At 61.5% G+C, this 26,363-nt stretch carries 30 protein-coding genes and 1 pseudogene; 12 read left to right on the forward strand and 19 right to left on the reverse strand.

Features of this window, described 5'->3' with window-relative positions; genetic code table 11:
* The first annotated feature begins 95 nt into the window (after positions 1-95).
* The 3 genes and pseudogenes from QWJ46_RS08605 (at position 96) to QWJ46_RS08615 (ending at position 2,448) form a co-directional block, all read left to right on the forward strand.
* Positions 96-764 (forward strand): outer membrane lipoprotein carrier protein LolA, encoded by a 669-nt coding sequence (locus QWJ46_RS08605; protein WP_064805551.1) that lies wholly within the window; start codon positions 96-98, stop codon positions 762-764.
* A gap of 100 nt (positions 765-864) precedes the next feature.
* Positions 865-1,668, forward strand: a complete 804-nt coding sequence (locus QWJ46_RS08610; RefSeq protein WP_302750682.1) for an exodeoxyribonuclease III — start codon at positions 865-867, stop codon at positions 1,666-1,668.
* A pseudogene (locus QWJ46_RS08615) lies at positions 1,668-2,448 on the forward strand (ATP-grasp domain-containing protein). The gene QWJ46_RS08610 and the pseudogene QWJ46_RS08615 overlap by 1 nt, the downstream one beginning before the upstream one ends.
* Before the next feature lie 50 nt (positions 2,449-2,498).
* Here QWJ46_RS08615 and QWJ46_RS08620 read toward each other — a convergent pair.
* Both QWJ46_RS08620 and QWJ46_RS08625 read right to left on the reverse strand, forming a co-directional pair.
* Positions 2,499-2,954: a cyclic nucleotide-binding domain-containing protein gene (locus tag QWJ46_RS08620; RefSeq protein ID WP_184454708.1), complete on the reverse strand. Its 456-nt coding sequence runs from the start codon at positions 2,952-2,954 to the stop codon at positions 2,499-2,501.
* Positions 2,955-3,085: 131 nt separating this feature from the next.
* Entirely contained in the window at positions 3,086-3,769 is a 684-nt protein-coding gene (locus tag QWJ46_RS08625; protein ID WP_011427159.1) for a response regulator transcription factor, read from the reverse strand.
* A 168-nt stretch (positions 3,770-3,937) separates the two neighbouring features.
* On the opposite strand from QWJ46_RS08625, the gene QWJ46_RS08630 reads away from it, so the two are divergent.
* Positions 3,938-4,459 (forward strand): L,D-transpeptidase, encoded by a 522-nt coding sequence (locus QWJ46_RS08630; protein ID WP_302750684.1) that lies wholly within the window; start codon positions 3,938-3,940, stop codon positions 4,457-4,459.
* Between the two features lie 131 nt (positions 4,460-4,590).
* A complete protein-coding gene (locus tag QWJ46_RS08635) occupies positions 4,591-5,421 on the forward strand; it encodes an aldo/keto reductase (protein ID WP_302750685.1) in 831 nt (276 codons plus the stop codon).
* Between the two features lie 106 nt (positions 5,422-5,527).
* Here the strand turns inward: QWJ46_RS08635 and leuC are convergent, their stop codons facing one another.
* The 12 genes from leuC to ffh form a co-directional block, all read right to left on the reverse strand.
* Positions 5,528-6,937: a 3-isopropylmalate dehydratase large subunit gene (leuC, locus tag QWJ46_RS08640; protein ID WP_302750687.1), complete on the reverse strand. Its 1,410-nt coding sequence runs from the start codon at positions 6,935-6,937 to the stop codon at positions 5,528-5,530.
* 72 nt (positions 6,938-7,009) lie between these two features.
* Positions 7,010-7,135: a hypothetical protein gene (locus tag QWJ46_RS08645; protein WP_302750903.1), complete on the reverse strand. Its 126-nt coding sequence runs from the start codon at positions 7,133-7,135 to the stop codon at positions 7,010-7,012.
* 98 nt (positions 7,136-7,233) lie between these two features.
* Positions 7,234-7,587 (reverse strand): hypothetical protein, encoded by a 354-nt coding sequence (locus QWJ46_RS08650; RefSeq protein ID WP_302750695.1) that lies wholly within the window; start codon positions 7,585-7,587, stop codon positions 7,234-7,236.
* On the reverse strand, positions 7,584-7,949 hold the full coding sequence (locus QWJ46_RS08655; RefSeq protein ID WP_302750697.1) for a hypothetical protein: 366 nt from the start codon (positions 7,947-7,949) through the stop codon (positions 7,584-7,586). The genes QWJ46_RS08650 and QWJ46_RS08655 overlap by 4 nt, the downstream gene beginning before the upstream one ends.
* A gap of 22 nt (positions 7,950-7,971) precedes the next feature.
* On the reverse strand, positions 7,972-8,781 hold the full coding sequence (locus QWJ46_RS08660) for an amino acid ABC transporter permease (protein ID WP_302750699.1): 810 nt from the start codon (positions 8,779-8,781) through the stop codon (positions 7,972-7,974).
* An 18-nt stretch (positions 8,782-8,799) separates the two neighbouring features.
* A complete protein-coding gene (locus QWJ46_RS08665) occupies positions 8,800-9,597 on the reverse strand; it encodes a basic amino acid ABC transporter substrate-binding protein (protein WP_302750701.1) in 798 nt (265 codons plus the stop codon).
* 138 nt (positions 9,598-9,735) lie between these two features.
* Positions 9,736-10,278 (reverse strand): 50S ribosomal protein L19, encoded by a 543-nt coding sequence (rplS, locus tag QWJ46_RS08670; RefSeq protein WP_064805537.1) that lies wholly within the window; start codon positions 10,276-10,278, stop codon positions 9,736-9,738.
* A 211-nt stretch (positions 10,279-10,489) separates the two neighbouring features.
* On the reverse strand, positions 10,490-11,191 hold the full coding sequence (gene trmD, locus QWJ46_RS08675; RefSeq protein ID WP_302750704.1) for a tRNA (guanosine(37)-N1)-methyltransferase TrmD: 702 nt from the start codon (positions 11,189-11,191) through the stop codon (positions 10,490-10,492).
* Positions 11,191-11,757, reverse strand: a complete 567-nt coding sequence (gene rimM / locus QWJ46_RS08680; RefSeq protein ID WP_184454719.1) for a ribosome maturation factor RimM — start codon at positions 11,755-11,757, stop codon at positions 11,191-11,193. The genes trmD and rimM overlap by 1 nt, the downstream gene beginning before the upstream one ends.
* Before the next feature lie 115 nt (positions 11,758-11,872).
* Positions 11,873-12,244: a 30S ribosomal protein S16 gene (rpsP, locus tag QWJ46_RS08685; protein WP_064696593.1), complete on the reverse strand. Its 372-nt coding sequence runs from the start codon at positions 12,242-12,244 to the stop codon at positions 11,873-11,875.
* A 48-nt stretch (positions 12,245-12,292) separates the two neighbouring features.
* Positions 12,293-12,613, reverse strand: coding sequence for a chorismate mutase (locus tag QWJ46_RS08690; RefSeq protein ID WP_184454721.1), 321 nt, complete (start codon positions 12,611-12,613; stop codon positions 12,293-12,295).
* 16 nt (positions 12,614-12,629) lie between these two features.
* The gene (ffh, locus tag QWJ46_RS08695) at positions 12,630-14,207 is read right to left on the reverse strand and encodes a signal recognition particle protein (RefSeq protein WP_184454723.1); all 1,578 of its coding nucleotides are present in this window, start codon (positions 14,205-14,207) and stop codon (positions 12,630-12,632) included.
* Positions 14,208-14,653: 446 nt separating this feature from the next.
* On the opposite strand from ffh, the gene QWJ46_RS08700 reads away from it, so the two are divergent.
* The 6 genes from QWJ46_RS08700 (at position 14,654) to QWJ46_RS08725 (ending at position 20,042) form a co-directional block, all read left to right on the forward strand.
* On the forward strand, positions 14,654-14,878 hold the full coding sequence (locus QWJ46_RS08700; RefSeq protein WP_184454725.1) for a hypothetical protein: 225 nt from the start codon (positions 14,654-14,656) through the stop codon (positions 14,876-14,878).
* 110 nt (positions 14,879-14,988) lie between these two features.
* Entirely contained in the window at positions 14,989-15,894 is a 906-nt protein-coding gene (gene dapF, locus QWJ46_RS08705; protein WP_184454727.1) for a diaminopimelate epimerase, read from the forward strand.
* Positions 15,891-17,162, forward strand: a complete 1,272-nt coding sequence (gene mtaB, locus QWJ46_RS08710) for a tRNA (N(6)-L-threonylcarbamoyladenosine(37)-C(2))-methylthiotransferase MtaB (RefSeq protein WP_184454729.1) — start codon at positions 15,891-15,893, stop codon at positions 17,160-17,162. The genes dapF and mtaB overlap by 4 nt, the downstream gene beginning before the upstream one ends.
* Positions 17,163-17,178: 16 nt before the next feature.
* Positions 17,179-18,735 (forward strand): signal recognition particle-docking protein FtsY, encoded by a 1,557-nt coding sequence (ftsY, locus tag QWJ46_RS08715; RefSeq protein ID WP_184454731.1) that lies wholly within the window; start codon positions 17,179-17,181, stop codon positions 18,733-18,735.
* Positions 18,736-18,813: 78 nt separating this feature from the next.
* Positions 18,814-19,458: a septation protein A gene (locus tag QWJ46_RS08720; protein ID WP_302750711.1), complete on the forward strand. Its 645-nt coding sequence runs from the start codon at positions 18,814-18,816 to the stop codon at positions 19,456-19,458.
* Positions 19,455-20,042: a DUF2585 domain-containing protein gene (locus QWJ46_RS08725; RefSeq protein ID WP_184454735.1), complete on the forward strand. Its 588-nt coding sequence runs from the start codon at positions 19,455-19,457 to the stop codon at positions 20,040-20,042. Before QWJ46_RS08720 ends, QWJ46_RS08725 begins: the two co-directional genes overlap by 4 nt.
* Positions 20,043-20,218: 176 nt before the next feature.
* On the opposite strand, the gene QWJ46_RS08730 is transcribed toward QWJ46_RS08725, so the two are convergent.
* The 5 genes from QWJ46_RS08730 to ccmA all read right to left on the reverse strand — a co-directional run bounded on the left by QWJ46_RS08730 (position 20,219) and on the right by ccmA (position 23,350).
* Positions 20,219-20,827 carry a DsbE family thiol:disulfide interchange protein gene (locus QWJ46_RS08730; protein WP_302750712.1) on the reverse strand — a complete coding sequence of 203 codons (609 nt, stop codon included), beginning with the start codon at positions 20,825-20,827 and terminating at the stop codon, positions 20,219-20,221.
* Positions 20,824-20,991, reverse strand: coding sequence for a heme exporter protein CcmD (ccmD, locus tag QWJ46_RS08735; protein WP_302750714.1), 168 nt, complete (start codon positions 20,989-20,991; stop codon positions 20,824-20,826). The genes QWJ46_RS08730 and ccmD overlap by 4 nt, the downstream gene beginning before the upstream one ends.
* A gap of 3 nt (positions 20,992-20,994) precedes the next feature.
* Positions 20,995-21,756 (reverse strand): heme ABC transporter permease, encoded by a 762-nt coding sequence (locus QWJ46_RS08740; protein WP_302750715.1) that lies wholly within the window; start codon positions 21,754-21,756, stop codon positions 20,995-20,997.
* 48 nt (positions 21,757-21,804) lie between these two features.
* A complete protein-coding gene (gene ccmB, locus QWJ46_RS08745; protein ID WP_302750716.1) occupies positions 21,805-22,464 on the reverse strand; it encodes a heme exporter protein CcmB in 660 nt (219 codons plus the stop codon).
* 241 nt (positions 22,465-22,705) lie between these two features.
* Positions 22,706-23,350, reverse strand: coding sequence for a heme ABC exporter ATP-binding protein CcmA (gene ccmA, locus QWJ46_RS08750; protein WP_302750717.1), 645 nt, complete (start codon positions 23,348-23,350; stop codon positions 22,706-22,708).
* A 261-nt stretch (positions 23,351-23,611) separates the two neighbouring features.
* Here ccmA and acnA point away from each other — a divergent pair, with 261 nt between their 5' ends.
* Complete coding sequence (gene acnA / locus QWJ46_RS08755; RefSeq protein ID WP_302750718.1) at positions 23,612-26,302, forward strand: aconitate hydratase AcnA; 2,691 nt, start codon at positions 23,612-23,614, stop codon at positions 26,300-26,302.
* Positions 26,303-26,363 lie beyond the last annotated feature (61 nt).

Below are 26,363 nucleotides of genomic sequence, written 5' to 3' on the forward strand. Positions count from 1 at the left end.
CGGTGGCATCAACGCCGTTGCTTTTCGCGCGCCGATCGCAACGCCTTGAAGACGCCGCCTTTCGGCGGCATGCAGATCGCATTAAGGAGATTTAGATGCGTAACTCCGATTCCTTCCTCTCCGGCCTGGCGATGACGCGCCGCGATCTTCTCGGCGCTTTCGCCGTCGCTGCTATGGCGAGCGCCGTTCCTCTCAGCGCCATCGCGCAGGCGGCCGCGCCCGCCTCCGGCACGGCGCAGGCAATCGCCGATCATTTCTCCGGCGTCACGACGATGCAGGGTGAATTCGTCCAGTTCGGTCCACGCGGCGAACAGACCGGCGGCAAGTTCTTCATCCAGCGTCCCGGCAAGCTGCGTTTCAACTACGACGATCCGTCGCCGATGCGGGTGATCGCCGACGGCAAGAATGTCGCCATCGGCAATATGAAGCTCAAGACCTGGGATCTCTATCCGCTCTCGAAGACTCCGCTCAGCCTGCTCCTGGCGCAGCATATCGATCTTTCGGCCGGCATGGTGAAGGGCGTGAAGGAGGAGTCGGACCTGACGACGATCGCGCTCGGTAACAATACGGTGTTCGGAAACTCGACGATCACCATGATGTTCGATCCGAAGACCTATGATCTGCGCCAGTGGACGATCACCGACAACCAGGGCAAGGATACGTCGGTGATGATCTTCAACGTCAAGACGGGTGTGCAGTTCGACGACCGCGTCTTCCGTGTGCCTTACGAGAGCATTCCGGGTACGGCAGCTTCACGCGACTGAGGGTTTTCGGTTGATCGCCTGAAGCCTTTGCGCGCTGCCGGTTTCCTCCTGCCCGCCTTTGTTCTAAAGCCCTTTCATGAAAGTGTGAAAGGGCTTGGGCATGGGTTTTTCGATTACGACCTGGAATATCAATTCGGTGCGGCTGCGCATGCCGATCGTCGAGCAGCTCGTGCTCAAACAGAGGCCTGACATTCTCTGCCTGCAGGAGACCAAGGTGCCGAACGAGCTCTTCCCTGCAGCACCTTTGCGGGCGTTGGGCTACGATCACATCATCATCCATGGCCAGAAGGGGTATCACGGGGTCGCAATCGCCTCGCGAATTCCGCTGACGGAGGATCACCGGCAGGATTATTGCGGCGTCGGCGATGCCCGTCACATATCGGCGGTGTTCGAGCGCGGCAATCGCCGTGTGCGGCTGCACAATTTCTACGTCCCGGCCGGCGGCGACGAGCCGGATCGCACGATCAATCCGAAATTCGGCCACAAGCTCGATTTCATCGAGGAGATGAAGCTCTTGAAAGCCAATGGCGAGGCCAACACCTCCGCCATCCTGGTCGGCGACCTCAACATCGCACCGCTGGAGCACGATGTCTGGTCGCACAAGCAACTGCTGAAAATCGTCAGCCATACGCCCGTAGAAACCGACGGGCTGCTCGAGGTGATGAAGCGCGGCGCCTGGCTCGATCTCATGCGCCAGCACGTTCCGGCAAGCGAGAAGCTTTATACCTGGTGGAGCTACCGCGCCAAGGACTGGGAGGCGGCCGATCGCGGCCGCCGCCTCGACCACATCTGGTCGTCATCAGATCTCGGTCCGCATCTCCAGCGGATCGAGATCCTGAGGGAGGCGCGCGGCTGGGACCGGCCGTCGGACCACGTGCCGGTAACGGCGCATTTCAACTTCTGATGCAGTGGCTTCTTCAGCAGTTCGAAGACACCCAGAAGCTGGCCGAGGCGCTCGACCGGCTCGGTATCTCCTACACATGGCACAAGGTCGTCCCGTTCGTCGGCGAGCTCATCCCCGAGCCGGTCGTCCCCGATCCCGGCTGCGTGGTGATGTTCGGCTCCTATTCACTGTGGAAGAACGCCGAGGCGAACGGCTACTGGCCGGGCGTATTCAAGCTGCGTCCTTTCGTCCAGGAACAGGTTTGGCATCCCTACCTTCTCAACGGAGCCGACGCGCTGTTCCTGACGCTCCGAGACATCCCCAGGCGCCTGTGATAGGAGGGAATGGTTCCTGCGCCCCGTCGACGACAGCAAGGAAGAGCCCGGCAACGTGAAATCGACGGGCGAGATCATCCGGATGGCGGAGCGGGTGCTTGCGCTTGACGAGGAGGAAATCCCGGCAGGATCGCTTCGCCACGACACGCTGCTGATGCTCACCAAGCCTGTCCGCATCCTGCGCGAATGGCGTCTCTGGGCCGTCGATGATCGGATCGTCACCTATTCGCTCTACAAAGATGGATCGCGTGTCATCCACCGCTACGAGATCGATGACGATGTGCTGGAGTTCGGGCAGCGCATGGTGGACATCAACCCCGGCTACTCGCCGGCCTATGTCATCGACGTCTGCCGTACCGAAGAGGGATTGAAGCTGCTCGAGACGAACTGCATCAATGCCGCCGGGTTCTACGCGTCAGATCTCGTGAAGTTTGCGGCGGCGATCGACGGCCTCGCCCGCGGGTGAGCTTGCGCTCCTGGGCTGCGCTCCATCATTGCCCTGCGCTCTGACAAGATTCAGCTGAATCGATGGAACTGGCTTGCCGCCTTGGCCGCAAGTTCGGCGAGATTGTCGCGAATGCGGTTTTCGATCAGACGGGCCGCATCGGGATATTCCTCGAGCAGCCGATGGAAGAGGGCGCGGGTGATGCGGATGATGCTCGTGTCCTCGCGCGCGATCGCGGTGAACTTGCGCTCCACCAGGGTGACCAGCGCCAGCTCCGAAATCAGTGTTCCCGGTCCGGCGACCGCCTCCGCCCGCTGCATGCCGTCACTGCTCGTCGTGCTGAGTTCCAGCCTGCCGCTCAAGACGACATAGGCGCTCTCGGCCGGCGATCCTTGGCGGAACAGCATCTGGCCGGCGGCGATCATGCGCCGGTCGGCGCCGAAGGCGATCAGCCGCAGCTGGTCCTCGCTCATGTCCTTGAACAGCGGAAGCTGGGAAAGCAGATGAATGTCGTCGGTCAGAGCCATGCCGGCTTTACGCCTTAGAACAATTCCAGCAAAGGTGCCTGGCGGTTTTGCCAGGCAAAGCGTGAAACGCTTTTGCCAGAAACTACGTGAAAACAAAGAGATAGAGCATCTCTTGAGAAAACGGAAATGCTCTAGGGTATGATCTTGTAGCCGCCGTTTTCCGTCACCAGAATTTCGGCATTGGAGGGATCGCGCTCGATCTTCTGGCGCAGCCGGTAGACATGAGTTTCCAGCGTGTGCGTGGTTACACCGGAATTATAACCCCAGACCTCTTCGAGAAGCACGTCGCGGGTGACGACCTTCTGCTCGGCGCGGTAGAGGTAGCGGATGATCGCCGCTTCCTTTTCCGTCAGGCGAATCTTCTGGCCATTGTCGGTGGTGAGCAGTTTCTGGCTTGGCTTGAAGAGGTAGGGACCGACGGTGAAGGTCGCGTCTTCGCTCTGCTCGTGCTGGCGCAATTGCACGCGAATGCGCGCCAGCAGCACAGCGAAGCGGAAGGGCTTGGTGACATAATCGTTGGCGCCGGCTTCGAGGCCGAGGATCGTGTCCGAATCGGTATCGTGGCCGGTCAGCATGATGATCGGCGCCTTGAAGCCGCCCTTGCGCAGGAGCTTCACCGCTTCGCGGCCGTCCATATCGGGCAAGCCGACATCCATGATCAAGAGGTCGACCGGCGTCGAACGGGCAGTCGCAACACCTTTGCCGGCGTTGGCTTCCTGCAGAACCGTGAATTCCTCATATAGCGACAATTGCTCCGTCAGGGTCTGACGAAGGTCCTCGTCGTCATCCACCAGAAGAATGGTGCGTGCGGTCATGCCGTTGCGTCCTCAAAGTTACGTCCCCTAGTCCTACGCCAAATTGCAGCTTTGGCAAGGATCGGCCGGCGGGGCTGTTGCCGCGCAGGTTTTCATATGATTTCAATCAAGGCCTCAGGCAATGCAAGACATGCGAGAAAAATGGAAAAAGCAAGGCGGAGCCGGGGCATGCGGCCATCGACGATCATGGTGCGTCCCGCGCCAGGGAAGAAGAGCCGCGCCATCCTCCGATTCGGCGCAATCACCATCCCTGCCGCGATCGGCCGTTCGGGCCGCACCATCCTCAAACGCGAGGGCGACGGCGCCACGCCGATCGCCGCGATGCGGCTGATTTCCGGTTTCCGGCGCGGTGAACGGAACGGTCAACTCACCACCTCTCTTCCCATTCGCCGCATCCGCGCGGACATGCTCTGGTGCGACCAGCCCGGCAACGCCAACTACAACCGCCTCGTGCGGGCGCCGTTCGGGGCAAGTCATGAGGAGATGCGGCGCAGCGACGGCCTCTACGATATCTGCCTTGTCATGGACTGGAATATTTCCTCGCGGACGCGCAACCGCGGTTCGGCGATCTTCTTCCATCTCATCAGGCCGGGCTACGAGCCGACGGGCGGCTGCGTGGCCGTAAGTCTCCGTGACATGCGCCGCCTTCTACCCTACCTTCGAAGGGGCACGATTGTCCGGGTCCTCTGATTGTCTTCAAGCTGCCGCCACCTATATGGTTCCGGTGACCGGACGCTCCGGCTGAAATGCGTTCCGGGACGTCCGCAGGCGCGGGCGCAATCCATGCCTCGTCCAATTCTTCAAACTCCCGGAGATATATTGTGACCGCTCAACTCATCATCACTTTCCATGACGGACATTCCATTCCCCAGGTCGGTCTCGGCGTCTGGCAGACGCCGCAGGAGATCGCCGCGCCAACGGTACGCACTGCCATTGCCGCCGGCTATCGGCATATCGATACGGCTTCTGGTTACGACAATGAAGAGGGTGTCGGCGAAGGCATCCGCTCGTCCGGCCTCGACCGCAAGGATATCTTCGTCACCACCAAGCTCAGGAATACCGACCAGGGCTACGACAATGCGTTGCGCGCCTTCGACGGCAGCCTGAAGAAGCTCGGCTCCGACTATGTCGACCTCTATCTCATTCACTGGCCGTCGCCGCATCGCGGCCTCTACACCGAGACATGGAAGGCGTTCGTGCGCATCCGCGAAGAGGGCCGCGCCCGCTCGATCGGCGTGTCGAATTTCTATCCCGAACATCTCGAGCGCATCATCGGCGAGACCGGCGTCGTTCCGGTCATCAATCAGATCGAGCTGCACCCCGATTTCCAGCAGAGGGCGGCGCAGGAAGTTCACAAGAAACTGAATATCGTCACCGAATCCTGGAGCCCGCTCGGCCAGGGCAAGTTCATTTCGAACCCCGCCATCGGCGAGATCGCCAGGAAGCATGGCAAGACGCCGGCTCAGGTCATCATTCGCTGGCACATCGATACCGGCCTCGTCGTCATCCCGAAATCGGTCACGCCGTCGCGCATCGAGGAGAACTTCCAGGTGTTTGATTTCAAGCTCGATGCCGATGACATGGCCGCGATCGCCAAGCTCGACAATGCCGGCGCCCGCATGGGACCGGATCCGATGACGGCGGCTTTCTGATCGCCGTTGCTCAATGCCGTCGATCGGTTGTCGGCGCTCCAATATAGAAACCGCCCGATGCGCTGAGACGCATCGGGTGGCTTTATCGTTCATTTCGACGGACGAGTCAGTTCCATTCGCGGATATCGACGAAGTGCCCGGCGATCGCGGCGGCTGCGGCCATGGTCGGGGAGACGAGATGCGTGCGGCCCTTGAAGCCCTGACGGCCTTCGAAATTGCGGTTCGAGGTCGAGGCGCAACGCTCGCCCGGCTTCAGGCGGTCGTCGTTCATGGCGAGGCACATGGAGCATCCCGGCTCGCGCCAGTCGAAGCCGGCGGCCTTGAAGATCTTGTCGAGGCCTTCGGCTTCCGCCTGTTCCTTGACGAGGCCGGAGCCCGGAACGATCATCGCGTTGACGGTTGCGGCGACGGTCTTGCCCTCGACGACCTTGGCGGCGGCGCGCAGGTCTTCGATGCGGCCGTTGGTGCACGAGCCGATGAAGACGCGATCGACAGCGATGTCGGTCATCTTCGTGCCCGGCTTCAGGCCCATATAGTCAAGCGCACGCCACTTGGAGGCACGCTTCGTTTCGTCCTGGATTTCATCCGGGTTCGGCACGATGCCCTGGACGGAGACGACGTCCTCAGGAGAAGAACCCCAGGAGACGATCGGCGGCAGTTCGGCGGCGTTCAGCTTGACGACGCGGTCAAAATGAGCGCCTTCGTCTGATTTCAGCGTCTTCCAATAGGCGATCGCCTGTTCCAGCGCTTCACCCTTCGGCGCGCGCGGCTTGCCCTTGATATATTCGAAGGTGATTTCGTCAGGAGCGATGAGGCCGGCGCGGGCGCCGCCTTCGATCGACATGTTGCAGATCGTCATGCGGCCTTCCATCGACAGCGCTCGGATCGCTTCGCCGGCATATTCGATGACGTAGCCGGTGCCGCCTGCGGTGCCGATCTCGCCGATGATCGCCAGAACGATATCCTTGGCGGTGACGCCTGCCGGCAGCTGGCCGTCGACCTGCACCAGCATGTTCTTGGCCTTTTTCTGGATCAGCGTCTGGGTGGCGAGAACGTGCTCGACTTCAGACGTGCCGATGCCGTGGGCGAGAGAGCCGAAGGCGCCATGGGTGGAGGTGTGGCTGTCGCCGCAGACGATCGTCATGCCCGGCAGGGTGAAGCCCTGTTCCGGCCCGATGATGTGAACGATGCCCTGGCGCTTATCGTTTTCCGAATAATATTCGACGTTGAACTCGGCGGCATTCTTGGCGAGCTGCTCGACCTGAATGCGGCTTTCCTCGTTCTTGATGCCGAGATGGCGATCGGCCGAGGTCGGAACGTTGTGGTCGACGACGGCGAGCGTCTTTTCCGGGGCGCGAACCTTGCGGCCGGACATGCGCAGGCCCTCGAAAGCCTGCGGCGAGGTGACTTCGTGGACCAGGTGGCGGTCGATGTAGAGAAGACAGGTGCCGTCTGCCTGCTCGTCGACCAGGTGGTCGTCCCAGATCTTGTCGTAGAGGGTACGCGGTGCGCTCATGGCGGTAAGTCCGTTTTTGGAAGCTTTGGAAAATCGGAAAAAGCGGATCAGGCTCCGCCGGCCGTCATTCGATCAACGAAGTCGGCTGTTGAGCGCACCGGAGACGCATGCAAAGAACCGCGCCGGCAGGCGATAATGATCCTGCAGCACGAAAATATGCGCGCCAATGCAACTGAACTTGGATTCCATGGCCTGCATATATCAACTTTCCAACGCCTGAGCAATGTTCTGCAAAGTCACAGGGGCCAGTGGATAAGGGGGACTGAACCGAATATTCCTTAGGCGAACTGTCGGCCTCAATTCCAATTACAGATTAGTTCGTCTTGAAAGCAACGATAGCCGACATTGCCTGCCAAGCAGCGTAGGAGTGGTCGATACGATCCCGGGCCTAAAGTGCGGCAGTAGGCAAATGATTTTTCCGAGACGATCGCCCAGTGATCAGCGAGCCTTTTCTTTGCGTCGGCTTCATCCTGAAGGCACTTGTTTGTCTCGGCATTTTTTTCATCCGCATTCAGCATCTTTGAGGTTAGCTGGACACAGTATGAGCCGTCATATTCAGGCAACTCTGCTGCTTCCACAGAATACGGTTCTGCAATAGCGGTTACTAAAAGAAGCGTGGCGGCCGAAAATTCTAGCAATGATATCGTCATAGCGCTTTTCCGCGACAAGTCAGTGTTCCCGAATAACATTTTTGACCAACGAACTCTGAAAGGCATCCCACGAGCTGCTGATAGGACTTAATCTCATTCATGGTTCCCTTAGATTTCATACAGAATTTCATGTCATCGTCGGTGACCAGGAACCAATGTTTCTGCAATTGCTCCTTAAAGCGATTTTCGGAGCGATTGCACTGAATAAGAGCGAGGAAACGGTCGGCGGGCTTTATCGGCCGCTTTGCGATTTCCGTACAAAATTCCCCTTGAAACGCGGGAAATTCGGTGGCTTCCGCCGGAAATGATATTGTGGTGGCAAAAACAAAGATCGCCAGGAAAAGCCGGATAGGCGCGGTCATTTGAAAGACTCCAGGACGTTGTTCACAGCGACTTCATCCATTTTTCCGTCCGCCGCAGCGCCAGCGACAGGCCGATCGTCAGGATCAGATAGATATAGGTGACGATCGAATAGGTCTCGAAAAAGCGGAAGGAGCCGGAGGCATAGACCTTGCCCATCTGCGTGATGTCGGCGACACCGAGGACGGAGACGAGGGATGAATCCTTCACCATCGAGACGAAATCGTTGGAGAGCGGCGGGAGGATGACCCGGATCGCCTGCGGGAAGACGACGAGCCGGAAGCGGCGGTAGCGCGACAGGCCGAGCGACTTGGCCGCCTCGATCTGGCCGATATCGACGGACTGGAAACCGGCGCGGAAGATTTCCGCGATGAAGGAGGAGTAGCCGATCATCAGCGCGAAGATCGCACGCCACATCAGCGACAGGTCGCGCACCAGGATCGGTTCCGTAACACCTGATTTCACCAGGGGTGTGATCATGAAGTTATAGGCCATGACGAAACCGGGCGCACCGACGAAGGCGACGTAAAAGAGCAGCACCAGCATCGGGATGCCGCGGATGATCTCGATGTAGAAGCGGGCGATCTGGCGCAGCGCGACACTGTCCGCCAGGCCGAGCAGCGCGATGCCGAGGCCAAGCACCGTTGCCAGGGCAAAGGCGACGAGCGTCACGAACACGGTGACGCCGACGCCATTCACCACGGTGCGGAAGACCTGGGTGTAAATGTCGTTGGTGATGATGACGACGGCGAGAACGATGCCGATCAGAATGAGGACGGCCAGCCACCACGGGCGGTCGTCCTTCTCCTGTCGCGGGGATGGTTGTGGCGCCATCTGCGATCGCTCGAGGGATTATTCGCCCATCTTGTAGTCGAGGAACCACTTCTTGTTCAGCGCATCGAAGGTGCCGTCGGCCTTCAGCGCTGCGATGGCGGCATTGACGGGAGCGATGAGATCGGAACCCTTCGGGAAGATGAAGCCGAAATCTTCGGTGCCGAGCGGTTCGCCGACCACCTTCAGGGCGCCGTTCGAGGAATCGACATAACCTTTGGCGGCGACGCTGTCGGTAAGGACGAGGTCGACGTCGCCCGTCTTCAAGGCCTGCACGGTTGCACCGAAGGTTTCGAAGAGCTTGATGCGCGGGTTCTGTTCGTTGCCGTCGAGGATTTCATAGACGGCGGTGTAGAAAGGCGAGGTGCCGGGCTGAGCGCCGATCAGGCCGTCCTTGAATTCACCGAAGGACTTTGCGTCGGTGAAGCGCTTCTCATCGCCGCGTACCAGCATGAATTGCTGCGAGCGCATATAGGGATCGGAGAAGTCGACCTTCTGCTTGCGGTCGTCCTTGATGGTGATGCCGGTCATGCCGATGTTGTACTGGCCATCGGAAACCGCCTGGATCATCGCGTCCCAGCTGGTGTTCTGATATTCGACCTTGAAGTTCAGCCGCTTGGCAATCTCGTTCATCGCATCATATTCCCAGCCGATCGCCTTGCCGGATTTCGGGTCGACGAACTGCAGCGGCGGATAGGCATTCTCGGTGACGACGACGACGCTCTTGCCGCCGAGGTCCGGCAGTTCGGCGGCCGATGCGGCTATAGGTGCAAGCACAAGCGCGGCGAAGCTTGCGAGAACGGTGCGACGAAACAGCATAGAACGGCTCCAAAATTGAACGGCAAAAATTGTCACGGATGACCCGCCTAAGGCAAGGCCGTCATCTGCACGGGCACGCAAAAAATAGAAAAGGCGATCCGAAGACCGCCTTTCCAGAAACAGAATTTTGCGCAGATCTTATTCTGCGGCCTTCTCGGCTTCGGCTGCAGCAGCTGCTTCGGCAGCGGCCTTGGCTTCCGCAGCTTCTGCTGCTGCCTTTTCGGCGGCGAGCGCCTGGGCGGCTGCAACCTTCTCGGCTTCGATACGGGCCTTTTCCTCGGCGACGGCAGCGCGCTCGGCGTCGTTGAGCTTGCGGGCGCGAACGCCGGTGTCTTCAACGATACGAGCCGACTTGCCGCGACGGTCGCGGAGGTAATAGAGCTTGGCGCGACGGACCTTACCGCGGCGAACGACGTCGACGCTTTCGATCATCGGCGAGTAGACCGGGAATACGCGCTCGACGCCTTCGCCGTAGGAGATCTTGCGAACCGTGAAGTTTTCCTGCAGGCCGCCGCCGGAGCGGGCGATGCAGACGCCTTCATAGGCCTGAACGCGGGTACGGTTGCCTTCCGTAACCTTCACGTTGACGCGGACGGTGTCGCCCGGGGAGAACTCGGGGAGGGTGCGCTTGGCTTCGATCTTGGCGGCCTGTTCGGCCTCAAGCTGCTGGATGATGTTCATCGTCTTAACCTTTGGTTCTTCTGAAACGGCCAGAGCGCTCGACACTGATCCTTTGGGTTAGCCTCAGGATTTTGCCCTTGCGGGCGGGAGCGGATTCGCCATTCTTTGTTTGCTGGCAGACGGGGCTAACCCCATTTCCGCGTGCGCCAATACACGAAAGGCCGGGGCTTGTCATCCCTCGCACGACATTTTTGTGAAAAGGCCGGCGAAATCAGCCGTTTTTCTCGGTTTTAACGCTATCGAGCAAGTCCGGCCGCCGTTCCCGCGTCAGTCGCACCGCTTCCTGGTGGCGCCATTTCTCGATGGCCCCGTGGTTGCCGGACGTCAAGACGGAGGGAATTTCCCGGCCTTCCCACTCTTGGGGGCGGGTATAATGGGGATGTTCCAGCAACCCGCCCTCGAAGCTTTCGTGCAGGCCGGAAAGATCGTTGCCCATGACGCCGGGCAGGATTCGGATGATCGCATCGAGCAGGATCAGCGCCGCCGGCTCGCCGCCGGACAGCACGTAATCGCCGATCGAGACTTCTTCCAGTCCGCGCGCCTCGATCACCCGCTGGTCGACACCCTCGAAGCGGCCGCAGACGATGATGACGCCGTCACCCGCCGCAAGCTCGCGCACGCGCTGCTGCGTCAGCGGCCGGCCGCGCGGGCTCATCAGCAGGCGCGGCCGGGGATCATTCTCACCGCCGCTGTCGATCGCGCGAGCAAGAACGTCAGCCTTCAGCACCATGCCGGCGCCGCCGCCGGCCGGCGTGTCGTCGACGGTGCGGTGTCTGTCGGTGGCGAAATCGCGAATCTGCACCAGATCCAGCGACCATTGCCCACGCTCCATCGCCTTGCCGGCGAGCGAGAAGCCAAGATGCCCCGGAAACATTTCCGGATAAAGTGTCAGTACGCGCGCCCGGAAAGCCATTACTTCTTCTTTTTCGGCTTGTCCGCGGTGAACTGCGAAAGCTCGGGGTCGTCGACCAGTCCCGCCGCCAGCGGATCGATCAGCAGCGTACCGGCTTCGAGATCGATTTCCAGCACAGAGGCTTCCGAGAATGGAATGAGAACCGGGCGTTTGCCCGGGCCCTTGAGCTCCAGGAGATCGCCGGCGCCGAAATCGAAAACGCCGGTGACCGTTCCGTAGCTGACGCCCTTGTCATCAAGCGCTTCGAGCCCTTCGAGATCGGCATAGTAGAATTCGTCGTCCTCGAGCTCCTCGTCCGGCAGGTTGTCTCGCTCGATATAGAGTTCAAGTCCGTTCAGCGCTTCGGCGGCGTTGCGGTCGTTAATGCCGCGGAAACGGACAACGACGACGTTCTTCATCTCGCGGATTTCGAGGATTTCGAAGCTGCGTCCGTCCATGCTGTGCAGAAGGCCATAATCGCCGAGCGCGGTCGGATCGGCCGTGTAGGCCTTGGCGCGCACCTCGCCCCTGAGGCCCTGTGCGCCGCCGATCGTAGCCATCAAAACCGGGTTTTCAAGCTTTGTCATGGGTTCCTTCATGTGAAGCCGAAAGACAGGTTTCTCATAAACGAAGTGCGGGCGATTGGAAACGAAAACGGGCGGCATGTCGCCATGCCGCCCGCTCGAAAAGGGGATGTCCGGATTATTCCGCGGCGTCAGCAGCAGCAGCTGCGGCGTCGGCGATCTTCTGGGCCTTTTCTGCGGCGCGTTCCTGAGCGCGCTTGCCGGGCTTTGCCTTGACCGGGTTGTTCTTGGCTTCGCGCTTGGCAACGCCGGCTTCGTCGAGGAAGCGCAGAACGCGATCAGTCGGCTGGGCACCGTTGTCGAGCCAATGCTTGATACGCTCGGCATTCAGCTGAACGCGCTTCTCGTCATCCTTGGCGAGCATCGGGTTCCAGGAACCGAGGTTTTCGAGGAAGCGGCCGTCACGCGGGCTGCGCGCATCGGCGAGCACGACGTGGTAATACGGACGCTTCTTGGAGCCACCGCGGGCGAGACGAATTTTCAGTGCCATGTTCTTTACTCCTTAGGCTGTTCTTGACCGCTTCGTAGGGCGGTAGGGTTATCGGGCTGCGGCGCTCTGTTCAGCGTGGTCCGCAGCGATCTGCTCATGATGCCGGATGACTTCCTTGATGACGAAGTTCAGGAACTTCTCGGCGAAATCCGGGTCCAGATTGGCGGCTTTCGCCAGCTGGCGAAGGCGTTCGATCTGGTATTCCTCGCGTGCCGGATCGGCCGGCGGCAAATTGTATTTGGCCTTCAGCACGCCGACTTCTTTGGTGCAGCGGAAGCGTTCGGCCAGCATGTGCACGAGAGCGGCATCGATATTGTCGATCGACTGACGATAGCTCGCGAGCTGGTCTTTGACGTTTGGATCAATCATGGGGCAAGCGATCCTTTCACTTCTTCTTCGGCAAGCCGGGCAAGCCCGGGAAACCACCGCCAAGGCCCGGCAGCTTGGCGCCGCCGAGGCCCGGCAAACCACCCGGCAGACCGCCGAGACCGGGCATACCCCCACCCGGTTTTCCAAGCCCCGCCGCTTCGGCCTGCTTCTGCAAGGCCTCGAGCTGTCGGGGATCGATATTCGAGAGATCGGGCATGCCGCCCATGCCGCCGCCGCCAAGCCCCATCTTGCCCGCAAGGCCGCCCATCATCTGCTTCATCAGGCCGCCTTTGCCCTTGCCGCCCATCATCTTCATCATATCAGCCATCTGGCGGTGCATCTTCAGAAGCTTGTTGATGTCGGCGGCATCGGTGCCGGAGCCCGCGGCGATGCGCTTCTTGCGCGAATGCTTGAGCAACTCGGGATTGGCGCGTTCGGCCTTGGTCATCGACTGGATGATGGCGATCTGGCGGCCGAAAAGCTTGTCGTTGAGACCGGCGGCGGCCATCTTGTCCTTCATGCCGGCCATGCCGGGCATCATACCCATGATGCCGCCCATGCCGCCCATCTTCTGCATCTGGCGCAGCTGATCGGCGAGGTCGTCGAGGTCGAACTTGCCCTTGGCCATCTTGGCGGCCATGGCGGCCGCCTTCTCCGCGTCGATGTTTTCAGCCGCGCGCTCGACGAGCGAAACGATGTCGCCCATACCGAGGATGCGGTCGGCGATGCGGCGGGGATGGAACTCCTCGAGCTCGCTCATCTTTTCGCCGACGCCGATCAGCTTGATCGGCTTGCCGGTGACGGCGCGCATCGAAAGCGCTGCACCGCCACGGCCGTCGCCGTCCATGCGGGTCAGCACGAGGCCGGTGATGCCGACGCGTTCGTCGAAGTTACGGGCGAGGTTGACGGCATCCTGACCGGTGAGACTGTCGGCGACCAGGAGGATCTCATGCGGGTTCGACTTCTTCTTGATATCGGCCATCTCGACCATCAAGGGCTCGTCGATATGGGTGCGGCCGGCGGTGTCGAGAATGACGACGTCATGGCCGCCGAGTCTCGCCGCCTGCACGGCGCGGGCGGCGATATCGGTCGGCGACTGACCTGCGATAACAGGCAGCGTGTCGATACTGGCCTGGGCGCCGAGCTGGCGAAGCTGCTCCTGGGCTGCCGGGCGGCGCGTGTCGAGCGACGCCATCAGCACCTTTTTCTTCTCGCGCGTCGCCAGACGATTGGCGATCTTGGCGGTCGTCGTCGTCTTGCCCGAGCCCTGCAGGCCGACCATCATGACAACGACGGGGGCGGCCGCATGCAGGTCGATGCCAACACCTTCGCCGCCCAGCATCTCGATCAGTTCGTCATGGACGATCTTGACGACCATCTGGCCGGGCTTGATCGACTTCAGGATCTCGGCGCCGACAGCCTTCTCACGCACGCGGTCGGTGAAGGAGCGCACGACTTCGAGCGCGACGTCTGCCTCCAGCAGCGCACGGCGAACCTCGCGCAGCGCTGCAGAAACATCGGCTTCCGAAAGCGCGCCACGGCCTGTCAGTCCATTCAGAATGGATCCAAGACGGTCCTGGAGGTTTTCAAACATCGGCTCTTCCTTGATACGTTTCGGGCGGGTTGATCTGCCCGGAAACGTCGTGCTTTTCCTTGACGAAAACAAGACGCAAAGCCAAAAAGCACCCGAGGGCGCATCGCGCTGTCGGGTGTTGACCTCCGGGATCTCGAAGTCCCGGTCGGCGGCTCGGAGTCATCTGGCTCGTCGCGGATTGGGCGCGATAAACAGGAAAGCGGCGGGAAAGTCAAGGCGAATGCGGGCAGATGACCGCATGGTTGCGGACAGATGACCGCATGGTTGCGGACAGATGACCGCGTGGCGGGCTTTTCGGATGCCGCATATTGTGGCTGCGAGCGGTTAAAATCGCAGCGGGCAGTCCAAATTCGCCATTTGGGCCAGTTGCAAAATGTTCTGCTTGTGATTCTACTTTCTACTTAAGTGCGTCCTGTAAAATGATTCGTGAATATCCTTGATGCCGGATGATCCGGCGGAGATATCGAATGATCAATGCTGATATTGAAAGTTGGGCGCTGGCACGGGCCCATCATATTGTTCTCAACGAAGGCCTTAGTCTTGCAAAAGCGGCACAGGATCTGGATCGCAAACGATCCCGCTCGCTGGTCTACGAGCTGAGGAAGGTCATCACCGCCGCTATCGTCGAGGCGCATGCGGCGTCCTTCGAGGCCGGCGGCGGGCAGCGGTAGAAGACGGAGGGTCCGGCCTCAGTCGGCTGCAAGGCCTGCATGGCACTCACCCACTGGTAATTCCCTCGCGTTTCCGCCATATACAGCGGAAAGACGGACGGAATGATATCATGAGCGCAACGGTCGAATTCGCGAGGATGAACGGGCTTGGCAACAAGATCCTGGTCGTCGACATGCGCGGACGGCCGGACAGGGTGACGCCCGCGGCGGCGGTCGCGCTCAATGCCGATCCGCAGACCGAGTTCGACCAGATCATGGCGATCCATGATCCGAAGGCCGAAGCCACCGACGCCTTCATCGATATTCTGAATTCCGACGGCTCGAAGGCGCAGGCTTGCGGCAACGGCACGCGCTGCGTCGTGCAGGCGCTTGCCGCCGAGACCGGTCGGAAGGCCTTCACCTTCCAGACCGTCGCCGGGATCCTCAACGCCGTCGAGCATGAAGACGGGACGATCTCCGTTGATATGGGAAAGCCGGTCTTCGATTGGGACAGGATTCCGCTGGCGGAGGAATTTCACGACACCAGCCGTATCGAGCTGCAGATCGGCCCGATCGACAATCCGGTGTTGCATTCGCCTTCCGCCATGTCGATGGGCAATCCGCATGCGATCTTCTGGGTGGACAAGGACGTGATGTCCTATGATCTTGCCCGCTTCGGGCCGCTGCTCGAAAACCATCCGATGTTTCCCGAGCGTGCCAATATCACCCTGGCGCAGGTGACGTCGCCGACATCCTTGACGACGCGCACCTGGGAGCGCGGCGCCGGGTTGACGCTCGCCTGTGGCTCGGCCGCCTGTTCCGCCGCCGTCAGCGCGGCGCGCACCGGCCGCACCGGTCGCAGGGTGACGATCAATGTGGCAAGCGCCAAGCCGCCGGCGACACTCTCCATCGAATGGCGCGAGCGTGACGATCACGTCATCATGACGGGACCGGCGGAATGGGAATGGTCGGGCCGGGTCGATCCTTCGACCGGCCTCTGGTCGCGCGATGGTACCCGAGAGGTCGAGGCGCAGTGAGCGGCATCGAGGTCATTACCTTCGGCTGCCGCCTCAACACATATGAATCCGAAGTGATGAAGGCGCAGGCCGAGAAGGCCGGGCTCAACAACGCCATCCTGGTGAACACCTGCGCCGTGACCGGCGAGGCCGTGCGCCAGGCCCGCCAGGCGATCCGTCGGGCGCGGCGCGACAATCCGCATGCCCGCATCATCGTCACCGGCTGTGCCGCGCAGACGGAAAAACAGACCTTCGCCGCCATGTCGGAGGTCGATGCGGTGCTCGGCAACGAAGAGAAGCTTTCTAGCGCCTCTTATCGCAGCCTGCCGGATTTCGGCGTTTCGGCCGAGGAGAAGCTCCGCGTCAACGACATCATGAGCGTGAAGGCGACGGCGCCGCAGATGGTCAGGCATATCGACGGCCATGTGCGCGCCTTCATCCAGGTTCAGAACGGCTGCGATCACCGCTGCACCTTCTGCATCATCCCCTATGGCCGCGGCAATTCCCGCTCGGTGCCGATGGGCGCGGTCGTCGACCAGGCCCGCAGGCTCGCCGACAGCGGTTATCGGGAGATCGTGCTGACCGGTGTCGACGCCACCAGCTATGGCGACGATTTGCCGGGCGCACCGACGCTCGGGCTTTTGGCAAAGACGCTCTTGAAGCAGCTTCCGGATATCCGCCGGCTCAGGCTTTCCTCGATCGACAGCATCGAGGCCGACGCCCATCTGATGGACCTCATCGCCGACGAGCCGCGCTTCATGCCGCATCTGCATCTGTCGCTGCAGCATGGCGACGACATGATCCTGAAGCGGATGAAACGGCGGCATTCGCGCGCCGATGCGCTGCGTTTCATCGAGGACGCGCGCCGTCTTCGCCCCGAAATGAGCTTCGGCGCCGATATGATCGCCGGTTTCCCGACGGAAACGGAAGAGATGTTCGCCAATGCCTTGCGGCTGGCCGAAGAGGCCGGCATCGCGCATCTGCATGTTTTCCCCTACAGCCCGCGTCACGGCACGCCCGCCGCCCGCATGCCGCAGCTCGACCGGTCGCTGGTCAAGGATCGCGCCGCACGGCTGCGCGCCACTGGACATAGGCTGCATCAATCCCATCTCGATGGCATGGTCGGAACCCGGCAGTGGCTGCTTGTCGAAAACAACGGCCTTGCGCATACGGAAAACTTCACGCTGGTGGCAGCCGCCGGGCTTCGTCCCGGCGAACTTGTGCCGGCCACGATCACCGGCCACAATGGCAAGCATCTCGACATGCAATTGACGGCCGCAGCGGCCTGACTTTCACGGAATCCCCATGGCGCTCAGTTTCATCAAAAAGGTCTTCACTTTCGGCAAGCCGGCTGAAGAACCCGTGCCCGAGGCTGTGGAACGGGAGCTCGAGCCGCGTTCGCGCGGCGAAGACCTGCCGATCGCGGAAGATCCGGTTCTTGCCGAGGAGATGGAGACGGCCGGCGGACCGGCTGCGGATGTCGTGCAGGATGCCGAGGAAGAGCGTGACGACGCCGAGCCCGCGATCCTGCCGGCTCCGGACCAGCTGAGCGATATGGGCGTCGTACCATTGTCGCTGCTGGAGGCCGAGGCGGAAGCGGAGGAAGATACCCCCCCTACCCTGCCGGGCGTCCCCCCCACAGGTGGGGGGACTAGGAGTGCGGAAACCGATCGCCAGACAATCGATGGCGAAGATCGCCCTGCTGCCGCCTTGCCGGATTCGGTAGATGCGACGCAAGACATCGCCGCGAGTTTCCCCCCACCTGTGGGGGGGATGCCCGGCAGGGTAGGGGGGGAGGCCGCGGACCTCGACATTTCGGTCGAAACGCCCCTGCCGTCACCGGCGTCAATGGAATCGGCGCCGGCTGTTGAGCCGATTCTCCCCAAAGGCTTCGCCACCGGCCCGAAAGTCGCCGAACCCGAACCCATTGCCCCGCAGCCGAAACTCAGCTGGTTCCAGCGCCTGCGCAACGGTCTCGCGCGTACCTCCTCGCAGCTGACCGGCCAGATCGCCGCGCTCTTCACCAAGCGCAAGCTCGACGACGAGACGCTGCAGGATCTCGAAGATCTGCTGATCCAAGCCGATCTCGGCGTCGAGACGGCGCTGCGCGTCACCGATACGCTCGCTTCCGAGCGCTACGGCAAGGATGTGACCGGCGAGGATGTCAGCCGGATTATGGCGTCTGAAATCGCCAAGGTGCTGAAGCCGGTCGCCAAGCCGCTGCAGCTCGACCTCTCGCACAAGCCGCACGTCATTCTCGTCGTCGGCGTCAACGGCACCGGCAAGACGACGACGATCGGCAAGCTGGCGGCGAAGCTCTCCGGCGCCGGTCTGAAGGTGATGCTGGCCGCCGGCGACACGTTCCGCGCAGCGGCGATCGAGCAGCTGAAGATCTGGGCTGAGCGGACCAATTCCGAATTCATCGGCACCAAGCTCGGCGCCGATGCCGCCGGTCTTGCCTATGACGCCTTCGAACAGGCCAAGGCAAAAAAATGCGATGTGCTGATCGTCGATACCGCCGGCCGGCTGCAGAACAAGGCCGAGCTGATGGCCGAACTCGAGAAGATCGTGCGTGTGCTCGGCAAGCTCGATCCCGATGCGCCGCACACCGTGCTGCAGACGCTCGACGCCACAACGGGACAGAATGCGCTGAGCCAGGTCGAGATCTTCCGCAACGTCGCCGGTGTCAACGGGCTGATCATGACCAAGCTCGACGGCACGGCGCGGGGCGGCATTCTCGTCGCGATCTCCGCCAAGCACAAGCTGCCGGTCTATTTCATCGGCATCGGCGAGAGTGTGGACGATCTGGAGCCCTTTGAGGCTGAGGATTTCGCCCACGCCATTGCCGGGCTTGGGCAATGATGCCACAGATATGCCGCCGAAAGCCTGCAAGGGACGGCCGGGAAACAGGTTTTCAGCAATAGCAGGTTCGAAGAACGCATGACCACCGAAAGCGATATCACCCCGTCCGCGGCCGACCGCCATCATCCGATGCTGAAACTGGCGTTGGAACTCGGGCCGCTGATGATCTTCTTCTTTGCCAATCTGCGTGGCCAATGGCTGGTGGAAAGATTTCCCGCCCTTTCCGAACTGGGCGGGCCGCTGTTCGTCGCAACCGGGCTTTTCATGGCGGCGACGGTGATTTCGCTCGTGGTTTCGAAGATCGTGCTCGGCCATCTGCCGATCATGCCCTTCGTGTCGGGCATCGTCGTCGTCATCTTCGGCTCTCTGTCGATCTGGCTGCAGAACGAGACCTTCATCAAGATGAAGCCGACCATCGTCAACACGCTCTTCGGGGTGGCGCTGCTCGGCGGGCTCGCTTTCGGAAGGTCGCTGCTCGGCTATGTCTTCAACGCCGCCTTCCAGCTTGATGCCCAGGGTTGGCGCAAGCTTACCATCCGCTGGGGCGTCTTCTTCCTCTTCCTCGCCGTCCTGAACGAAGTCGTCTGGCGCAATTTTTCCGACGATACCTGGGTCGCGTTTAAGGTCTGGGGCACGATGCCGATCACCATCATCTTCACGCTGGCGCAGATGCCGCTGGTGCTCAAACACAGCATCAACCTGGAACCGGATGGCGAGAAGTGAGCGCTGCAGACGCTGAATATCGGGTCAGGCACCAGAGCTTCTGGTTCGTCGCGTGCCTTGCCGTCCTGGTCGCCCAGGTCGTCGCCGAGCATCTGATGGGGCGCGTGCCAATCTGCTCCTGCGGCTATGTCAAGCTATGGGAGGGCGGGGTCAATACCAGCGGCAATTCGCAGCATCTGTCGGATTGGTACACGCCATCGCACATCATCCACGGGTTCCTATTCTACGGACTGAGCTATCTGCTCCTGCGCCGCAAGCCGCTGATGGCGCGTCTGCTCCTGGCGCTCGTCATCGAGTCCGGCTGGGAATTGCTGGAAAACTCCCCTCTCATCATCGACCGCTACCGCACCGCGACGATCGCGCTCGATTATTACGGCGACAGCATCCTGAATTCGGCGATGGACACCGTGTTCATGTGCCTCGGCTTCTTCTTCGCCTGGCGCGCACCGGTGGCGCTGACGGTGGCGATCGCCATCTTCTTCGAGATTTTCACCGGCTATGTGATCCGCGACAACCTGACGCTCAATGTGGTGATGTTGATCTGGCCGGTCGAGGCGATCAAGGTCTGGCAGGGCGGGGTTTAGGGTTAAAGAAGGCCCCTCCCCAACCCCTCCCCACAAGGGGGAGGGGTTTGGATGCCGAGCCCGCGTGTTCCACTTCACCGGTTCATCCGCAGGCAGGCCGCCGTTTGGCGCTATGCAGTGCGCCGGATTAGTCCCTCCCCCTTGTGGGGAGGGGTTGGGGAGGGGTCTTTCTTGGGTTACGAGGCCGGCTTGCCCAGCGCCTTTTCCATCGCCGGATACAGGCCTTCCTTCAGGCTGATGTCGTCGAAGGGGCCGACGCGCTTGTAGAGGATGGTGCCGTCGGGGCCGACGAGGTAGCTTTCCGGGATGCCGTAGACGCCCCAGTCGATCGCCGCCTTGCCGTTTGGATCGATGCCGATCGCTTGATAGGGGTTGCCGAGTTCGCCGAGGAAGCGCAGGGCGTTCTCGTTCTTGTCCTTGTAATTGATGGCGACGATGTTCAGCCGGCCGTCTTTCGCGAGTTCTTTGAGAATAGGGTGTTCGTCGCGGCAGGGAATGCACCAGGAGGCGAAGACGTTGACGAGGGTCAGCTTGCCTTTGACCGCCGCGTCGGTCAGCGCCGGCAGGCTGGCGCCTTCGAGCGGTGAAAGGTTCAGCGCCGGCGCCTTGGTGCCGATCAGGGCGGAAGGGATTTCGGCGATGTTCTTGCCGTGGAAATCCTGGTCGTAGAGCATCTTCGCGGCCGTCGCGGCAATACCGCCGAACACGATCAGCGGCAGAAGCGCCAGTGCATAGCGGCCAAATCCGCGTGGCTTGGCTGTGTTGGTGTCGGGCGTCTCGCTCATTCGCCATCCTTTGGCCGCGCCGAGCGGCGGCGAATACCGGCGGCTTCGAGGCTCGCAAGCTCGCGGCGGCGCGCCCGGCCGTCGGCCCAGGTCCACAGGACGATGGCGATCGTCACCAATGCGGCGATGCCATAGGATGCATAGACATAGAAGGCGTGCGTCACGGCCTATTCCTCCCGGCTGGCCATGCGGGCGGCGAGACGGCGCTGGGCGGCGACACGGCGGCGCCAGATCTCGTTCCTGATCGCCGTGATGTGCAGCGTGAAGAACAGCAGCGTGAAGGCGATCGCCATGACGAAGAGCGGGCGCAGGAATTCCGGATCGATCGCCGGGCCGTCGAGGCGCATCACGCTTGCCGGCTGATGCAGCGTGTTCCACCAGTCGACGGAAAACTTGATGATCGGGATGTTGACGAAGCCGACCAGGATGAGCACGGCGCAGACGCGCGCCGCCCTCGAGGGATCGTCGATGGCGCGGCTCAGCGCAATGAGGCCGAGATACATCAGGAAGAGGATGAAGACGGAGGTCAGCCTGGCATCCCAGACCCACCAGGTGCCCCACATCGGCTTGCCCCAGAGCGAACCGGTGACCAGCGCAATCAGGGTGAAGGCGGCGCCGAGCGGAGCTGCTGATTTGGCGGAGACATCGGCGAGCGGGTGGCGCCACACCAGCGTGCCGATCGCCGAGAGGCTCATGATCGTGTAACACATCATCGACAGCCAGGCGGCGGGCACATGGATATACATGATGCGCACGGTCTCGCCCTGCTGGTAATCGCCTTCTGTCGCAAAGCTCAGATAAAGGCCGACCGCAAAACAGAGGGTAGTGATGCCGGCCAACCAGGGAATGACGCGCGCGGCCAGCGCCAGAAACCGCGTCGGGTTGGCGAGATCGCTGATTTTGCTGATGGCAAGGCTGGTTTGGCTCATGAGCGCTTTCCTTACCTTGATCCGGCTTTTCCCGCAATCGAAAGGCATTCAATCCGCCGTGTATCGCAGCGCCAAGGCGGCGGCGGCCGGGCCGATGACCGCGAAGAAGAGCGTCAGTGCGATCAATATGAGGAAGGGCGGCAAGAATGGCGCCGGTTCTTCGACCGCAGCATAGGTGGCGCTGACGCCGAAGATCAGCACGGGGATGGTCAGCGGCAGCACGAGGATCGAGACCAGCAGACCGCCGCGGGGCAGGGCTACGGCGACGGCAGCGCCGACGGCGCCGATGAAGGTGATCGCCGGCGATCCGACGAAGAGCGTCAGCATGGTGGCGCCAATCGCCGTCTCGTCCATGTTCATGAACAGGCCGAGCAGCGGCGAGGCGATGACCAGCGGCAGGCTGGTCGCGGTCCAGTGGGCGAAGCATTTGAGGAGCACCGTGAGCACAAGCGGCGTTTCCTGCATCAGCATCAGATCGAGCGATCCGTCATCGCGCTCCGCCTGGAACAGCCGGTCGAGGCCGAGAAGGGCGGCGAGCAGCGCGCCGATCCAGACGATGGCGGGGCCGATGCGGGAGAGAAGCTTGAGGTCAGGGCCGACGCCGAAGGGGATAACGGCCACGACAGTCAGGAAGAACAACACGCCGATCAGCGCGCCGCCGCCGGCCCGGATCGAGAGTTTGAGATCACGGAGGAAGAGGGCAGTCATGCGGGGTACTTTTCGCTTGTCGGTAAGGAAAACCCCTCCCCAACCCCTCCCCACAAGGGGGAGGGGCTAAACCGCGGTCTCCCGTGGCGACCGAAAGCAGCTAATGCGGGTGCTGTTGTCGTTTCGCTGATTGCGACAATGCGATTGGTATGGAGCGGTGCGGCACAATAGCCCCTCCCCCTTGTGGGGAGGGGTTGGGGAGGGGTGTTCCCATAACGTCCTTGCAAACAACCGCAAACCATCATCCCCATACTCCCTGATCCACGCCGGCACAACCCGTCATCTTCAATTCCTGCGCATTCTTCAGCCCCAGCGGCTGATGCGTCGCCGCGAGCACGATGCCGCCCTTGGCCAGGTGCGCCTCGATCAATCCGGTAAAGAGTCGGTCGGCGCTCGCATCCAGTGCCGCCGTGGGTTCATCGAGGATCCAGATGGGGCGGTGGGCGACGAGAAGCTTGGCGAAGGCGAAGCGGCGCTGCTGGCCGGCGGAGAGATAACCGAAGGGAAGGTGGGTGATCCCTAAGAGGCCGACGGCTTCGGCGGCGTCTTCGACAGGGAGGCCGGCGGTGCCCGGGCTGCTGAGGAAGGACTGCCAGAAATCCAAATTTTCTGCAACCGTAAGTTCATTTTTCATCGCATTGCGGTGGCCAAGGTAGTGGCTGACCTCGCTCGGATGGCGGCCTTGCGGGCTCTCTTTATCGCGGAAGATGACGGTTCCCTTTTCGGGCTTGAGAAGACCGGCGGCAACGCGCAGCAAAGTGGATTTTCCCGATCCATTTTTGCCGGTCAGGACAAGGGCTTCTCCTGCCGTCAAGTGAAAGGAAATGTTTACGAAAATGAGATCCTCACCGCGCCTTGCAGCCAGATTCTCGGCGGTGAGTTGCATGCGTCGGCTCTTTCTTCGTTGCGGCTTGCGGAAGGCTCAAAAAATGTCTGGTTTTGGCAATGCTCGGGTATGGCAAGTTTTTAGGAAATTATCTATAAGACCGGCAACCACGCCAGCGGTCGGCGTGAATTTCATCCTTGCGCCGAACTTGGAGCATCTGCTCCACGTGCGGACAGCGGAAATGGCCGTACCCGCATCCTGATGTGCATTAAGTGCATAGGCGTTCGCACGACTGTGTTGGCTATCAGAACGGGGTCTCTCGTGTCTAAATCTCTTGACAGTTTCAATTGTCGTTCCACGCTTTCCGTGAACGGGAAGGACTATGTCTATTACAGCCTGCCCAAGGCTGAGGCAAACGGTCTGGCCGGCGTATCGAAGCTTCCCTATTCGATGAAGGTGCTGCTTGAAAACCTGCTGCGCTTCGAAGACGGCCAGTCGGTCACCAAGGAGCACATCCTCGCCGTTGCCGCGTGGCTGAACAACAAGGGCGCGGTCGAAAACGAAATCGCCTATCGCCCGGCGCGCGTGCTGATGCAGGACTTCACCGGCGTTCCCGCCGTCGTCGACCTTGCCGCGATGCGCGACGCGATGGTGTCGCTCGGAGGCGATCCCGAGAAGATCAACCCGCTCGTTCCCGTCGACCTCGTCATCGACCACTCCGTCATCGTCGACGAATTCGGCACGCCGCAGGCCTTCGCTAAGAATGTCGAGCTGGAATATCAGCGCAACGGCGAACGCTACCGCTTCCTGAAGTGGGGCCAGCAGGCGTTCAAGAATTTCCGCGTCGTTCCTCCGGGCACCGGCATCTGTCACCAGGTCAATCTCGAATATCTCGGCCAGACCGTCTGGACCAAGGAAGAGGACGGCGAGACGATCGCCTATCCCGACACCTGCGTCGGCACCGACAGCCACACGACGATGATCAACGGTCTCGGCGTTCTCGGCTGGGGCGTGGGCGGTATCGAGGCGGAAGCGGCCATGCTCGGCCAGCCGGTTTCAATGCTTCTGCCCGAAGTCATCGGCTTCAAGCTGACCGGCAAGCTCAAGGAAGGCGTCACCGCGACCGACCTCGTGCTGACCGTCGTGCAGATGCTGCGCAAGAAGGGCGTCGTTTCCAAGTTCGTCGAATTCTTCGGCCCCGGCATGGACAACATGCCGCTCGCCGACCGCGCGACGATCGGCAACATGGGTCCGGAATACGGCGCGACCTGCGGCTTCTTCCCGGTCGACGGCGAAACCATCAACTACCTCACCATGTCCGGCCGTACGCATGACCGGATCGCACTCGTCGAAGCCTATTCGAAGGCCCAGGGCATGTGGCGCGAAGGCGATGGTTCCGATCTCGTCTTCACCGATACGCTGGAGCTCGACCTCGGCGACGTCGTGCCGTCGATGGCAGGCCCCAAGCGTCCGGAAGGCCGCATCGCGCTTGAAAACATCGCTTCCGGTTTCGCGACGTCGATGGAAGCCGACTACAAGAAGCCCGGGCAGCTCAACAACCGCTATGCAGTCGAAGGCACCGATTTCGATCTCGGCCATGGTGACGTCGCGATTGCCGCCATCACCTCCTGCACCAACACCTCCAACCCGTCGGTGCTGATCGCTGCCGGCCTTCTCGCCCGCAACGCCGTTGCCAAGGGGCTGAAGACCAAGCCGTGGGTCAAGACGTCGCTGGCGCCCGGATCGCAGGTCGTCGGCGAATATCTCGCCAAGTCAGGCCTGCAGGCCGATCTCGACAAGCTCGGCTTCAACCTCGTCGGCTTCGGCTGCACCACCTGCATCGGCAATTCCGGCCCGCTGCCGGCGCCGATCTCCAAGACGATCAATGACAAGGGTCTGATTGTTTCCGGCGTGCTCTCCGGCAACCGCAACTTCGAAGGCCGCATCTCGCCCGACGTCCAGGCGAACTATCTCGCGTCGCCGCCGCTCGTCGTCGCCTACGCTCTTGCCGGCACGGTGCAGAAGGACCTGACCAAGGAGCCGATCGGCGAAGACCAGAACGGCAAGCCCGTCTACCTCAGGGACATCTGGCCGACCTCGCACGAGGTGCAGGAGTTCATCCAGAAGTACGTCACCCGCGAGCTTTACGAAAGCAAATATGCCGATGTCTTCAAGGGCGATGTCAACTGGCAGGCTGTTCAGGTTCCTCCGGGCCAGACCTATGCCTGGGACGACAACTCGACCTATGTCCAGAACCCGCCCTACTTCGTCGGCATGGGCAAGAAGGGCACCGGCGTCGCCGACATCAGGGGCGCGCGCGTCCTCGGCCTATTCGGCGACAAGATCACCACCGACCACATCTCTCCGGCCGGTTCGATCAAGGCGGCTTCGCCCGCAGGCGCCTACCTCATTGGCCACGACGTCGCGGTTGCCGACTTCAACCAGTACGGCACGCGCCGCGGCAACCATGAAGTGATGATGCGCGGCACCTTCGCCAATATCCGCATCCGCAATCACATGCTTGGCCCGAACGGCAAGGAAGGCGGCTACACGATCCACTATCCGTCGAAGGAAGAGACATCGATCTACGACGCCGCCATGCAGTACAAGGCCGAAGGCGTGCCGCTCGTCATCTTCGCCGGCGTCGAATACGGCAACGGCTCGTCGCGCGACTGGGCTGCCAAGGGCACCAACCTGCTCGGCGTCAAGGCCGTCATCGCCCAATCCTTCGAGCGCATCCATCGCTCGAACCTGGTCGGCATGGGCGTCATCCCCTTCGTCTTCGAGGAGGGCACGACCTGGCAGAGTCTCGGCCTCAAGGGCGACGAGCTCGTCACCATCGAGGGTCTGGACAAGATCAAGCCGCGCGAGAGGAAGATCGCCCAGATCGCCTATGGCGACGGCACGGTGAAGGAAGTTCCGCTGCTGTCGCGCGTCGATACGCTCGACGAGGTGATCTACCTCAACAATGGCGGCATCCTGCAGACGGTTCTGCGCGATCTCGCTGCCTGATCGTTAAGAGCGTTGATTGATAATGGCCGCCGGAGAGCAGTTTCCGGCGGCTTTTCTTTGC

The organism is Rhizobium sp. CBN3 (assembly GCF_030518245.1).
Lineage (GTDB): Bacteria > Pseudomonadota > Alphaproteobacteria > Rhizobiales > Rhizobiaceae > Rhizobium > Rhizobium aethiopicum_A.

Bases quoted from the DNA above. Each gene is read 5' to 3' on its own strand.
- QWJ46_RS08720 (WP_302750711.1), top strand. From the start codon at position 18,814: ATGACCACCGAAAGCGATATCACCCCGTCCGCGGCCGACCGCCATCAT.
- ccmB (WP_302750716.1), bottom strand. From the start codon at position 22,464: ATGACTGCCCTCTTCCTCCGTGATCTCAAACTCTCGATCCGGGCCGGC.
- rimM (WP_184454719.1), bottom strand. From the start codon at position 11,757: ATGACAAAGCTTGAAAACCCGGTTTTGATGGCTACGATCGGCGGCGCA.
- QWJ46_RS08645 (WP_302750903.1), bottom strand. From the start codon at position 7,135: ATGCAGGCCATGGAATCCAAGTTCAGTTGCATTGGCGCGCATATTTTC.
- QWJ46_RS08665 (WP_302750701.1), bottom strand. From the start codon at position 9,597: ATGCTGTTTCGTCGCACCGTTCTCGCAAGCTTCGCCGCGCTTGTGCTT.
- QWJ46_RS08625 (WP_011427159.1), bottom strand. From the start codon at position 3,769: ATGACCGCACGCACCATTCTTCTGGTGGATGACGACGAGGACCTTCGT.
- QWJ46_RS08610 (WP_302750682.1), top strand. From the start codon at position 865: ATGGGTTTTTCGATTACGACCTGGAATATCAATTCGGTGCGGCTGCGC.
- QWJ46_RS08700 (WP_184454725.1), top strand. From the start codon at position 14,654: ATGATCCGGCGGAGATATCGAATGATCAATGCTGATATTGAAAGTTGG.
- rpsP (WP_064696593.1), bottom strand. From the start codon at position 12,244: ATGGCACTGAAAATTCGTCTCGCCCGCGGTGGCTCCAAGAAGCGTCCG.
- dapF (WP_184454727.1), top strand. From the start codon at position 14,989: ATGAGCGCAACGGTCGAATTCGCGAGGATGAACGGGCTTGGCAACAAG.
- ftsY (WP_184454731.1), top strand. From the start codon at position 17,179: ATGGCGCTCAGTTTCATCAAAAAGGTCTTCACTTTCGGCAAGCCGGCT.
- QWJ46_RS08660 (WP_302750699.1), bottom strand. From the start codon at position 8,781: ATGGCGCCACAACCATCCCCGCGACAGGAGAAGGACGACCGCCCGTGG.
- QWJ46_RS08620 (WP_184454708.1), bottom strand. From the start codon at position 2,954: ATGGCTCTGACCGACGACATTCATCTGCTTTCCCAGCTTCCGCTGTTC.
- QWJ46_RS08690 (WP_184454721.1), bottom strand. From the start codon at position 12,613: ATGATTGATCCAAACGTCAAAGACCAGCTCGCGAGCTATCGTCAGTCG.
- leuC (WP_302750687.1), bottom strand. From the start codon at position 6,937: ATGAGCGCACCGCGTACCCTCTACGACAAGATCTGGGACGACCACCTG.
- QWJ46_RS08650 (WP_302750695.1), bottom strand. From the start codon at position 7,587: ATGACGATATCATTGCTAGAATTTTCGGCCGCCACGCTTCTTTTAGTA.
- QWJ46_RS08605 (WP_064805551.1), top strand. From the start codon at position 96: ATGCGTAACTCCGATTCCTTCCTCTCCGGCCTGGCGATGACGCGCCGC.
- trmD (WP_302750704.1), bottom strand. From the start codon at position 11,191: ATGGCTTTCCGGGCGCGCGTACTGACACTTTATCCGGAAATGTTTCCG.
- ffh (WP_184454723.1), bottom strand. From the start codon at position 14,207: ATGTTTGAAAACCTCCAGGACCGTCTTGGATCCATTCTGAATGGACTG.
- ccmA (WP_302750717.1), bottom strand. From the start codon at position 23,350: ATGCAACTCACCGCCGAGAATCTGGCTGCAAGGCGCGGTGAGGATCTC.
- QWJ46_RS08630 (WP_302750684.1), top strand. From the start codon at position 3,938: ATGCGGCCATCGACGATCATGGTGCGTCCCGCGCCAGGGAAGAAGAGC.
- rplS (WP_064805537.1), bottom strand. From the start codon at position 10,278: ATGAACATCATCCAGCAGCTTGAGGCCGAACAGGCCGCCAAGATCGAA.
- QWJ46_RS08730 (WP_302750712.1), bottom strand. From the start codon at position 20,827: ATGAGCGAGACGCCCGACACCAACACAGCCAAGCCACGCGGATTTGGC.
- QWJ46_RS08740 (WP_302750715.1), bottom strand. From the start codon at position 21,756: ATGAGCCAAACCAGCCTTGCCATCAGCAAAATCAGCGATCTCGCCAAC.
- QWJ46_RS08655 (WP_302750697.1), bottom strand. From the start codon at position 7,949: ATGACCGCGCCTATCCGGCTTTTCCTGGCGATCTTTGTTTTTGCCACC.